At 34.8% G+C, this 12,597-nt stretch carries 9 protein-coding genes and 1 tRNA gene; all 10 read left to right on the forward strand.

Features of this window, described 5'->3' with window-relative positions; genetic code table 11:
• The first annotated feature begins 2 nt into the window (after nucleotides 1–2).
• Nucleotides 3–371, forward strand: a complete 369-nt coding sequence (locus tag RF683_RS03995; RefSeq protein WP_309532910.1) for a diacylglycerol kinase family protein — start codon at nucleotides 3–5, stop codon at nucleotides 369–371.
• 10 nt (nucleotides 372–381) lie between these two features.
• Nucleotides 382–2,838 carry a DNA translocase FtsK gene (locus RF683_RS04000; protein WP_309532911.1) on the forward strand — a complete coding sequence of 819 codons (2,457 nt, stop codon included), beginning with the start codon at nucleotides 382–384 and terminating at the stop codon, nucleotides 2,836–2,838.
• A gap of 9 nt (nucleotides 2,839–2,847) precedes the next feature.
• Nucleotides 2,848–3,495 carry an outer membrane lipoprotein periplasmic chaperone LolA1 gene (locus tag RF683_RS04005; protein WP_309532912.1) on the forward strand — a complete coding sequence of 216 codons (648 nt, stop codon included), beginning with the start codon at nucleotides 2,848–2,850 and terminating at the stop codon, nucleotides 3,493–3,495.
• A gap of 44 nt (nucleotides 3,496–3,539) precedes the next feature.
• A complete protein-coding gene (locus RF683_RS04010) occupies nucleotides 3,540–4,970 on the forward strand; it encodes an LptF/LptG family permease (RefSeq protein ID WP_309532913.1) in 1,431 nt (476 codons plus the stop codon).
• Nucleotides 4,960–6,090: a 3,4-dihydroxy-2-butanone-4-phosphate synthase gene (ribB, locus tag RF683_RS04015; protein ID WP_309532914.1), complete on the forward strand. Its 1,131-nt coding sequence runs from the start codon at nucleotides 4,960–4,962 to the stop codon at nucleotides 6,088–6,090. The genes RF683_RS04010 and ribB overlap by 11 nt, the downstream gene beginning before the upstream one ends.
• Before the next feature lie 159 nt (nucleotides 6,091–6,249).
• Nucleotides 6,250–6,334: transfer RNA gene (locus RF683_RS04020), tRNA-Ser, on the forward strand.
• Nucleotides 6,335–6,864: 530 nt separating this feature from the next.
• On the forward strand, nucleotides 6,865–8,784 hold the full coding sequence (locus RF683_RS04025) for a T9SS type A sorting domain-containing protein (protein ID WP_309532915.1): 1,920 nt from the start codon (nucleotides 6,865–6,867) through the stop codon (nucleotides 8,782–8,784).
• 23 nt (nucleotides 8,785–8,807) lie between these two features.
• Nucleotides 8,808–9,647 (forward strand): hypothetical protein, encoded by an 840-nt coding sequence (locus RF683_RS04030; protein ID WP_309532916.1) that lies wholly within the window; start codon nucleotides 8,808–8,810, stop codon nucleotides 9,645–9,647.
• Between the two features lie 495 nt (nucleotides 9,648–10,142).
• Nucleotides 10,143–10,526 (forward strand): HU family DNA-binding protein, encoded by a 384-nt coding sequence (locus tag RF683_RS04035; RefSeq protein ID WP_309532917.1) that lies wholly within the window; start codon nucleotides 10,143–10,145, stop codon nucleotides 10,524–10,526.
• Nucleotides 10,527–10,996: 470 nt separating this feature from the next.
• Nucleotides 10,997–12,595, forward strand: coding sequence for a type I restriction-modification system subunit M (locus RF683_RS04040; protein WP_309532918.1), 1,599 nt, complete (start codon nucleotides 10,997–10,999; stop codon nucleotides 12,593–12,595).
• Nucleotides 12,596–12,597 lie beyond the last annotated feature (2 nt).

The following is a 12,597-nucleotide window of genomic DNA, read 5'->3' on the forward strand; positions in this document are numbered from 1 at the left end:
TTATGAAACAAGATAATCAATTTATTTCAGGAAGAATTAAAAGTGTAAAATTTGCAGTTCTTGGCGCAATTAAATTAATTACTACCGAACACAGTGTAATGGTTCAATCTTCGTTAGCTGTATTCATGACAGGAGCGGGATTTTATTTTTCTATTTCACGTGAAGAATGGATGATACAAATCTTAGCCTTTGGGCTTGTATTAGGTATCGAAGGATTGAATACTGCTGTAGAGAAAATAGCTGATTTCATTCATCCAGATTACCACGAACGCATCGGTTTTATTAAAGATATAGCTGCAGGAGCTGTGTTTTTCGCAGCATTGAGCGCTATGGCTATTGGTGCCTTAATTTATCTTCCTAAAATTTTATAAATTATACTAAATGACAAAGAAAGAATCAACATCAACTCCCATATTAAAAACGAGTAGAGGACAAAAATTTGTTTTTGGTGTATTCCTCATACTTACAGCATTGGTTTTGCTGTTATCGTTTATATCCTATTACGTGTCAGGTGCTAATGATCAAAGTCAAGTAGCACAAGTAGCAGATAGAACGGTAGCCGTAGAAAATTGGCTAGGTAAAGCGGGTGCATGGCTTGCGCAAATGATTGTTTACCAAGGTTTTGGTGTGGCTTCGTTTTTGTTTGTGAAAATTATCTTTATGTTCGGGGCGTATTTGGTAGTTGATTTGCCTTTAGCTAAATTAAGAAAGTCATTGTTCTGGGATTTATTCCTTGTCTTAACTATTTCAATTCTATTTGGCTTACTTTGGGATGTGATGCCTTTTATGTCTGGAGTGGTGGGGTATGAAATCAATAGCTTTATTTCAGATTATATAGGAACTATTGGAACTGTATTATTATTAATATTAAATGTTGTTATTTTCTTAATCTTTAAACTAAAAGTAGATCCTGATAAAGTAAAAGACTTTTTAGAAAGAGATGCTACATCTGACCTTGAAGCAGTAGAAATAAAAGATGAAACTACTGATGAAGTAGTTGTAAATGAGGAAGATGAGCCTAAGAAAGTAACTCCAATTGTACCTAGTACAACGCCTATTATTGAGGAAGAAGAAGACGATTCTTGGAAAGAAATAAGAAAGATAGAACAACCTGAAACAACTTCTTTTCAAGTAGATAAAGAAGCGTTAAAACCAACTATTTTAAACACTTCTGAACCGCATTTGCCAAAGGAAGTCCTGACGCCCCCAATCTCTAAGCAACCTGAAATCATAACCACTAACGATTCTAATTTTGTTATTGAAAAACCAGAAGAAGAAGATGTTGTAGAAGCCAGTCTAGCGCAGAAATTAGTTCAAGATTTTGGCGAATTTGATCCTACTTTAGAGTTGTCAAATTACCAGTTTCCGTCTATTGAATTGTTAAAAGAATACAGCGGAAGTGGCATTACCATTAATCAAACGGAGTTAGAAGAAAATAAAAACAGAATTTTAGAAACGCTTCGCAATTATAAAATTGATATTGCGCAAATTAAAGCTACGGTAGGGCCTACGGTTACGTTATATGAAATCGTACCCGAAGCAGGTATTCGAATTTCTAAAATTAAAAGTTTAGAAGATGATATTGCCTTATCCTTATCCGCATTAGGAATACGTATTATTGCGCCTATTCCTGGAAAAGGAACTATTGGTATAGAAGTGCCAAATGCCAATCCGTCAATGGTATCGATGAAAGGGGTTATTGCTTCCCCTAAGTTTCAACAGGCAGAAATGGAATTGCCTATTGCGTTAGGAAAAACAATTTCAAACGAAACCTTTGTAGTCGATTTAGCAAAAATGCCACACTTGTTAATGGCAGGTGCTACAGGACAAGGAAAATCGGTAGGTTTAAATGCGGTGTTGACTTCTATTTTATATAAAAAACATCCTGCTGAGGTAAAATTTGTATTGGTCGATCCAAAGAAGGTGGAGTTGACATTATTTAATAAAATTGAGCGACATTACTTGGCTAAATTGCCCGATACAAGCGATGCCATCATTACAGATAACGCTAAAGTAATCAATACGTTAAATTCGTTGTGTATAGAAATGGACAACCGTTACAACTTATTAAAAGATGCCTCGGTTAGAAACATTAAAGAGTACAATGAGAAGTTTAAAAATAGACGATTAAATCCTGAAAATGGTCATCGCTTTTTGCCGTACATTATTTTAGTAGTCGATGAGTTTGCCGATTTAATTATGACAGCGGGTAAAGAAGTAGAAACACCTATTGCACGTTTGGCTCAGTTGGCACGTGCTATTGGTATTCACTTGATTATTGCTACACAACGACCGTCGGTAAATGTTATTACGGGTATAATTAAGGCCAATTTCCCTGCTCGTATTGCCTTTAGAGTAACTTCTAAAATAGATTCACGTACCATTCTTGATAGTCAAGGAGCAGACCAATTAATTGGTCGAGGAGATTTATTGTATACGCAAGGAAATGATTTAGTGCGTGTGCAATGTGCTTTTGTAGATACACCAGAAGTAGAAAAGATTTGTGATTTTATTGGTGCCCAAAAAGCCTATCCTAATGCGTATTTATTACCAGAGTATGTAGGTGAAGAAAGTGGCATCAATCTTGATATAGATATTTCAGAACGCGATTCATTGTTTAGAGAAGCTGCCGAAGTAGTGGTAACCGCACAACAAGGTTCGGCATCGTTAATTCAACGTAAATTAAAATTAGGATACAACCGTGCCGGTAGGTTAATTGACCAATTAGAAGCAGCAGGTATTGTGGGCTCTTTTGAAGGCAGTAAAGCCAGAGCGGTATTGATCCCAGATTTAGTAGCTTTGGAACAATTTTTTGCCAACGAACAACATAATTTATAGTCCCATTACATGAAACAATTTTTAAAAATGAGTGTGCTAGCGCTTTGCTTAGTTGTTAGTGCACAAGCTCAAGAGAAAAATAAAGCTAAAGCCTTATTAGACCAGATGGTTGCTAAAACGAAATCCTATAAAAATGTAGTGATTGATTTTAAATATTCCATTTACAACGCTAAAGAAAAGATAAATCAAGAAAGTAAAGGAAATGTAGCGATGGAAGGCAACAAATATGTGTTAAATTTTATGGGTGTGACCAAACTATTTGACGGAAAAAAAGTATATACCATTGTTCCAGAAGATGAAGAGGTAACCATTTCAAATCACGATGATAGTGACGCCAATTCAGTAACACCACAAAAAATATTTTCGTTCTTTCAAAAAGGATTCAAATACACGATGGATATTACACAAAAGGTTGGAGGTAAAACCATTCAATATGTGAAACTTACGCCGACTAGTGGTAAAGACCAACGCAAAGAAATTTTAGTTGGTATTGATACCAAAACAAAACACATTTACACCCTTATAGAAACAGGAAAAAATGGCACAAAGACTACACTTACTGTAAACACCTTTAAGTTTAATCAGCCGCTGTCTAAAACGCATTTTACGTTTGTACAAAGTAAGTATCCTAATTATTACATTAATAAAGCTGATTAGTACGCGTGAAAATATTAGATAGATATATTTTAAAATCCTTCTTGATGACTTTTGCTTCGGTGTTTGTCATCTTGTTTTTTATTTTCATTTTACAAAGTATTTGGCTTTTCATTGCCGAATTAGCAGGTAAAGATTTAGATTTTATTACCATTGTTAAATTCGTGTTGTATTTCTGTCCAACGATGGTACCTTTGGTTCTGCCGCTTTCCATATTATTGGCTTCTATCATGACCTTCGGTAGTATGGCCGAAAATTATGAATTTGCAGCGATGAAATCGGGTGGAATTTCACTAAAACGTGCTATGCGTGTATTGGTTTATTGCACTACTGTAATGAGTATTATTGCTTTTTTATTTGCCAATAATATTATTCCAGAGGCGCAATACCGTTTTATTAATTTGCGCAAAACTATTTTGCAAACGTCACCCGCTATGGCCATAGGAGAGGGGCAATTTAATAAAATAGGAAATACCTTTAATATTAAGGTAGAAAAGAAAACAGGGGAGAATGGCGAATTTCTAGAAGATGTTACCCTTCACGTAAAGAAGAAAGACTATGCGCCTGTAACGACAGTTATTAAAGCTAAAAAAGGCGTATTGAAAAGTGATAAATCCACCAATTTATTGCAATTAGATTTGTTTGAGGGGTATTATTATGAGGATATTCCTTCGCAAAAATATGAAGACAGAGAGCGTTTTCCGTTTGCCAAAAGTAGTTTTAAAAAATACACCATCAATATTGATTTGGCCACTTTAAATGGAACTTCGCAAGACGGTGGTGAAATCGTGAATGCGCACAACATGCTTTCTATGCGTGAGTTGAAATACACCATTGATTCTTTGCAAACCAATTACAATAAAGACGTAGTTTCATATAGTGAAAACTTAGACCAAAAGTCTATGCCCTACATGAGTTATGTTCCTGCAGAGGCATTTCCTGCACCAGTGAAGAAAGAAAATGTGTTTGATAAAGACTTGCTTTCTGTGTTTCCTCCAGATCGTCAGGCAACGATTAGAGAACAAGCTAAAGGATTGGTGGGAAATAACATCTTTTCGCTTGACGGGTATCAATTTGATTTAACCGTTAAAAAGAATAACCTTAACGATTATTGGGTCTCTTTTTATGAGAAATTAGTAGTAGCATATGCTTGTTTACTTATGTTTTTTATAGGTGCCCCACTTGGTGCTATTATCAGAAAAGGGGGGTTAGGTCTACCTATAGTATTTGCCATTATTATTTTCATAACATTTAATTTTGCCAATACATTTGGGAAAAAGTTAGCTGGACAAGATGCTATGCATCCATTGATAGGTGCTGCTGCAGGGGCAATAATTTTAACTCCTTTAGCCATATTTTTAACCTACAGAGCCACAAATGACATAGGCGTAATGATGAGTTTTGACGGCATTACCCGACCGTTTAAATACGTGTATAACAAACTAACAAACAACAACACACAAGAAGATGAACACTAAGGTAGTTTTGAACACTATAGAAGAGGCGATAGAAGACATTCGTCAAGGGAAAGTGATTATAGTGGTAGATGATGAAGACCGGGAGAATGAAGGTGATTTTTTAGCTGCTGCTGATAAGGTAACGCCTGAAATGATTAATTTTATGGCTACTCATGGCAAGGGGCTTATTTGTGTCCCGTTGACCGAATCGAGATGTAAGGAGTTAGAACTGCACACGATGGTATCTAACAATACTGATAATATGGAAACGGCATTTACGGTTTCTGTAGATTTAAAAGGCAATGGAGTTACTACCGGTATTTCGGCTTCTGATAGAGCGAAGACCGTAGCTGCTTTAGTAGATCCTGAAACCAAACCGTATGAGCTGGGACGTCCTGGGCATATTTTTCCTTTGATTGCAAAACAAGGGGGAGTATTGCGTCGTACTGGGCATACCGAAGCGGCGATTGATTTTGCTCGCTTGGCTGGTTTTTCTCCTGCTGGGGTGATTTGCGAAATTATGAATGAAGATGGAACGATGGCGCGTTTGCCAGAGTTGGCTGAGGTGGCTAAAAAGTTTGATTTGAAATTGGTTTCTATTGAAGATTTGGTGGCTTACCGCATGCAGCACGACAGTTTGATTAAGAAGAAAGAAGATTTTGAATTGACAACCCGTTTTGGAACGTTTAGGTTGCGTGCGTATTTACAAGTGACCAATAAACAGGTTCATATAGCGCTGACCAAAGGCAGCTGGAGTAAAGGTGAAGAAGTGGTAACGCGTATCAATTCTACGCAGATTACTAATGATATATTGGGTAATTTGCTTGACAATACCAATAAAAAAGTTGCTGCTGTATTTAAAAAGATAGCAGATTTAGACAAGGCTGCGGTTATTTTTATCAATCAAGAAATGCAATCTACGGAATTGTTAGATCGTTTAGCGGCCTTGCGTAGCGCACAAGAGGAGGGAACGCAAGAAGTGCCAAAGATTAAGATAGACAGTAAAGATTTTGGTATAGGTGCCCAAATTTTACACGATATAGACATTACGAAGATCAAATTAATGACTAATACCTTTCAGGCAAAGCGTGTGGGTATGATAGGGTATGGGCTTGAAATTACCGATTATATCCAATTCTAGGAGCGTAGGCCGTGTGGGTTTAGAAAAAAAATAAGGGCATCAGTATTTGATTTTCAAAACATTAAAAAAAAGTTCTGTTTTTTTTAAGTAAAATGTTTTTTAATATCAAAAAGCTTTCTATATTTGCACTCGCATTACGCAAGTAGTGCCCGACTTATTGGAGAAATGGCAGAGTGGTCGAATGCGGCAGTCTTGAAAACTGTTGACTGTAACAGGTCCGGGGGTTCGAATCCCTCTTTCTCCGCAACAAAACCCGAAACGATTGTTTCGGGTTTTTTTATTTTCAAAAACGTCAAAAGTTTGCTTTTGTAAGTGTATTGAAAATAAAAAAATAAAAGACGGTTTAGCCGTCGTTTAGGTTTTATTGCATGGCTCACCTCTCTGAAAACAACGCAGTTAATCCCATCTATTTCAAAAACGTCAAAAGTTTGCTTTTGTAAGTGTATTGAAAATAAAAAAATAAAAGACAGTTTAGCCGTCGTTTAGGTTATGTTACAAGGCTCACCTATCTGGGAACAACGGAGTTGATTCTGTAAAGTGATACTGTATCACTTTGAAATACGAAAAATTTTACAGCGATAAGGTAACACTCTTTCTATGGAAGTATATTAGCAAACTTTTTAGTATTTTTTGCTTACCGAGAATTTTTCAAATAGACTTGTATTTTTTGATTTCTTAATTAGAGTGTATCTAAATTGCACATATTCATGTGTAATATTTTAATCAAACAATTGTTAATTACGTTAATTAAAGTAGATTTGCAAAATTTTAATTATGAAATCTATACTATTCTTTCTAGTCACTTTATTGTCTAATATCTCTTTTGCACAATTAAAAATTTCTAGTGGTACACAATTTACTTTAGTTGATGGAGGTGTTTTAACGGTTAATGAACCTTTGGTAAACAATGGAACTATGTCATTAAATTCAGGAAGGCTTTTGGTTTCTTCTAATTTCACTAATCAAGGAACTTTACAAGCTACTAATTCAACAATTGAAATAATTGGTGGAAATATTCAAAGTTTTACATTTCAAAATAATGACATTGTTAAAAGATTAGAATTGAATAAAACAAACAATACAGCCACAGTTTCAGGAGGAGTATTAACAATTACTGATAGATTTAAATCTATTTCAGGTACTTTGGATGCAGCTGAAAAAATGATTCTTAAAAGTACAAGTACTAAAACAGCAATTGTTGAGCAATCATCAGGAGGAACAGTAAATAATATTGTTGTTGAGCGCTATATTCCTGCTAAAAGAGCATACAGAATTTTAAGTTCTCCAGTTACATCTACAACTTCCATTCTTTACAATTGGCAAGAAAATCAAAATAATACAAGTTCATTATATGCAAATAATTCAAATATAGTGGCTGGATTTGGTACACATATTACAGGTTCTACTACAGGTGCTAATGGTTTTGATGCCACGCAATCTGGAAATCCATCGTTGTTTTTATATAATAATACATCTCAAAATTGGAATTCAATACCAAATACTGCTTCTACTACACTTACAGCGGGTAGTGCTTATAGATTAATGGTCAGAGGAGATCGTTCTATAGACATGAATACCAATACACCTAATCCTACACCTACTGTTTTAAGATCTAGAGGAACATTACAAATAGGAAATTATACCGCAACTAGCTTAAATACTTTAGCAGATACATTTAATTTAATTGGTAATCCTTATCAAAGTGCGGTAGATATAAAAGCAGTTTTACTTAATAGCACAAATGTAAATCCTAATTTTTATTATGTTTGGGATCCTAAAATTGGAGGAACAAATGGTAGAGGTGGTTATGTTACATATTCTTTTTTAACGAATACAAATAACGTTAATGGTTCGGCAGTAGATGCATACTTGCAACCTATGCAAGCATGTTTTGTTAAGACATTATCAAATGGTGCTGCAAGCGTTAATTTTCAAGAAAGCAATAAGTATTTACCAACTAATGAAAATATATATAGAACGTCTAATTCTACCCTTCCTATTTTACATTTAAATTTATTTAATGCAATTGTTACTTCACCAGATGAAACAGCTCTTGACGGGATTATGCTTCTATTTGGGAATCAATTTTCAAATGAGTTAGATGCTAATGATGCAGGAAAGCTAATGAATTTAGATGAAAATTTTTCAGTTTTAGTGTCAAATTCAAAATGCAGTATTGCCTCTTTTGATATGCCTAATCTATATACGGTTTATCCGTTAAATCTAAGTAATTACAGAGGTCAGAACTATGTTTTTAAAGCAAAATTAGAAAATTATCATGGACTAACGCCTTATTTATATGATCAGTATTTAGGAACATATACGCAACTTGAAAATAATACGACTTATTCTTTTAATATTGATTCTAATCAAATTGCTTCAACTGATGCCTCAAGATTTAAACTCGTTTTTCAATCTAATATTACAGTTAATAATAATTTAGAAAACTTAGTAAATATTTATCCTAATCCTTCAAATACAGGATCATTTGTTTGTAGTTTTGATTCACAATTGAAAAATGTTAAGATTGAAGTGTTTAATCAATTAGGTCAAAAAATAGAACTAAACCAAACTAAAACAATAACAAATCAAATTGAATGTATGCTAACCAACTCTATACAAAGAGGAATTTATCATGTAAAAATTTCAAGTGATACTGGTGCAACAATAGTAAAAAAATGGATAGTAAATTAAATATTAATATTAAATACAATAAGATGAAAAAAATTTCTATAGTCACGTTATTATGTTCAGCTGCAATTTTTGCTCAAGTAGGTGTGGGAACCAATACCCCTAATGCTTCGGCTATGCTAGATGTTACCTCAACAAGTAAAGGTTTTTTACAACCTAGAGTTGCTTTGACAGGTACTTCAGATGCAACTACAATTGCGTCTCCAGCTGCTGGATTAATGATATATAATACGGCAACTGCCGGATCAGGTGCAACTGCTGTTACACCAGGAGTTTATTATTATAGTGGATCTGCTTGGCAACGAGTAACTAATCAAGCTGAATTGGCTGCAGCTACTGCTTCTACTACTACATTTGTAAATGGCAATTTAGGTACACCTTTTATGGGTGGTGCTCAATGGATTGCACCAGGATCTACTTCTTCAAAAACTTGTAATGCAACTATAACATTACCTCCTGGAAAGTGGGAAGTAAAAATGAATATTACTTGTAAAATGACTCAATATGATACTAATTGGGGAATACCTATGAATTTGTCAATGTCTTACTGGTTGCAAGATAGTAATACCCCTGATCCATTAAATTATTCACAACCATGTAATCCAACATTAATAACTTCTGATGTACTTTTTTCTGGAGCAGGTATGATAACTAAACCAATCGCGGGAACAGGTTCATTAGGTAGTGAGCATGAAGGTTCTTTTTTTATAAATAATACTTCTTCGGGAAATAAAACATATTATTTATTTTTTCATGAATCAGGTATCGCAGATACGGAAAATTTCAACGGATTTGAACCTTTTTATGCTCAGTTAGGTGGTACAACATGGAAATCTAATCGCTTTTACGCTACAAAAATCAACTAATTCAATATATGTAGATGAAAATGAAATGTAAATATTGTCTGGTTGTTTTATTTCTTATGATAAATACGTTTATCTATGCACAAGCACCATATTTTAATGATGATGTTCAAGATGTACCTGTAAATCAGTATTTGTATATCTTCCTTATAATAGGGCTTGGATTAGGATATTATTTTCTAAAACGTAAAAAAGCTATTAAATAATAAATTCAAATGAATTCAATGCCCCAACTATTGGGGCATTTTTTTTTGATACTTTAAAAATTGATAAAGTAAGGTATAATACACTGTTTAAAACTAAAAAGATTGATAGTCAAATATATAGATTAAATAATTTGGGTTTTAAATATAAAAACACTGTTAAAAACATTGCCCTAATGTGAATAAGTTTGTCCTTTAACAATTCAAAATTATTATAATCTTTGCAAAAGCAGTAAGGCATATTTAACGTGTACTTAGCTACAATTTTTATATTAATTTTAATACTTTAAAATTTATGAGTATCAAGTTTAAAGTTCTTCCAAAGAAGAACCCGCAGGACATTACAGCGCCTGAGAAGTTTTATGCAACTTCGGTGGCAAACGGTGAAACCACTTTAGAGTCGTTAGCGGAAATGATAGCTTATCAGTGTACGTTAACCGACACTGATTGTTATGCTGTTTTACGTTCACTAGAACGCAATATGCTGATGGAACTTAGCCAAGGACGTATTGTGAAATTAGGTCACGTAGGTACGTTTCAAGTAAGCATTAGTGCTGCGGGTCAAAATTTTGAAGAGGATGTTACAGCAACGGACATCAAGAAAAGTCGCATTTTGTTTCGTCCAGCTAAAAAGCTGAAACAAATGTTAGGTACCTTAAGTTACCAAAAAGCGAACTAGTTACCCGCTATTGAGACTAAGTCTCTTTTGAAAGCCTCGAACGTTCCCGCGTTCGGGGCTTTTTTTTGCATAAAAAACACTTCCAATTTGACCGGTGCAGTTGAAAAACTCGACCTGACGAATTGAAAAACTCGACCTGACGAACTGATTTTTTTGCTTAAAGAAAAAAATGGGAGGAAATGAGTAAAAAAAACGAAAAAAAGAGTACCAAAAACAGCACTATTTTAAACAAAAAAGCATAAAAAAAGCTCAAAAAAATGGAGCTAGTTACCCGTTTTTGAGCTAAATTTCTTTCGAAAGCCTCGACTAGTTCCCGCTAATCGTATCGAAATGATGGTGTAAATATAGGCGTTTTTCTATTCATACTAAAATAATTTTCTACAAAAAATTGAATTATACACTAAATCATGTGTATTGTAATTGTTGATTTTTTTTAGTAGGTTTGAAACAAATACTTTTTTAAATCCAGCATGAGTAAAACTACCGTAAAAGCCGATATTAATTTTGAACAAGAACTTTGGAAAGCCGCCAACGAATTGCGTGGCGCAGTAGCTGAAAATCAATACAAAGACTATGTGTTGCCGATGATTTTCTTAAAGCACATGTCAGAGCGATATGAAATGCGAAGAGAAGAATTGACGGCTTTAATACACGACAAAAATTCCAATTATTTTACGACAGATGAAGCAGAAATCAACTATGTGTTGGAAGATGCGGATGAATATTTATCTAAAAATGTCTATATCATTCCCAAAGAAGCCACTTGGGAATACTTAAAAGCCAATGCCGAACAAGACAACATAAAAGTAATTATAGATGATGCTTTTGATGTGTTAGATGCTACTTTGGCAAAGTTTAGACCCGATTTAAAAGGGATTTTACCACGTATTTTTGTAAAAAGCCAATTGACAGCTCGCCAAGTGGGTGGACTGATTAATTTGCTTTCTAATCCTAAGTTATCGCAAAAGGAAAACCCTGAAAGCGATGTACTAGGGCGTGTGTATGAATACTACATTGGTAAGTTTGCTTTGGCAGAAGGTTCTGGTGCAGGGCAGTTTTTTACGCCTGGCAGTATCGTGCGTTTGATGGTAGAAATGATTGAACCCTATGAAGGTAAAATCTTTGATGCCGCTTGTGGTAGTGGCGGTATGTTTGTGCAATCTTTGAAGTTTTTAGAAAGCCATGGTGGCGACAAACGTAACATTGCTATTTACGGACAAGAACGTTATGATGGCACGCTGCGTTTGTGCAAAATGAACTTAGCCTTGCGTGATTTATCTTTTGATGTTCGTTTGGGCGACTCTTTATTGAACGACCAGTTTCCTGATTTAAAAGCCGATTACATTATTGTGAACCCACCTTTTAACGTGAGCCAATGGCACCCTGAAGACTTACCCGAAAACGACCCACGTTTATTTGGACCCAAAGAAGAGTTTACTACCGATGGTAATGCCAACTTTATGTGGATGCAAACCTTTTGGAGCCATTTGAGCAACAAAGGAACAGCGAGTGTGGTAATGGCAAACGGCGCCATGACCTCCAATAACAAGGGCGAGAAAAACGTGCGTGAGTTTATGGTAAATAACAGTATGATTGATTGTATTGTACGTTTACCCGATAAATTGTTTTTAACTACGGGTATACCTGCGTGTATATTTATATTAAGTAAAAACCGAGATGGTAAAGACGGAATACACCGTGAACGTACAAACGAAATCCTTTTTATAGATACTAGTAAAATGGGTACTATGGAAAGCCGAAAACTACGTGTGTTTACTGATGCTGATATTGAAAAAGTTGCCCAAACCTACCATGCTTGGCGGACTTCGAGAGCCTCAGCCGCCAAATACGAAAACATAGACGGCTACTGCTACGCTGCCACTTTAGAAGAAGTACAAAAACAAGACTACAAACTAACCCCTGGTATTTATGTAGGCACCGAAGAAGTAGAAGACGACGGTATTTTGTTTGAAGACAAAATGGCAAGTTTACAAGCTATTTTACAAGAACAGTTTGCTAGAGGGAATGAGTTACAGCAAAAGATTATAGAAAACTTTAATAAAATTTAATT

This window comes from Flavobacterium sp. 20NA77.7 (assembly GCF_031326205.1).
In the GTDB taxonomy this organism is placed as follows: domain Bacteria; phylum Bacteroidota; class Bacteroidia; order Flavobacteriales; family Flavobacteriaceae; genus Flavobacterium; species Flavobacterium nakdongensis.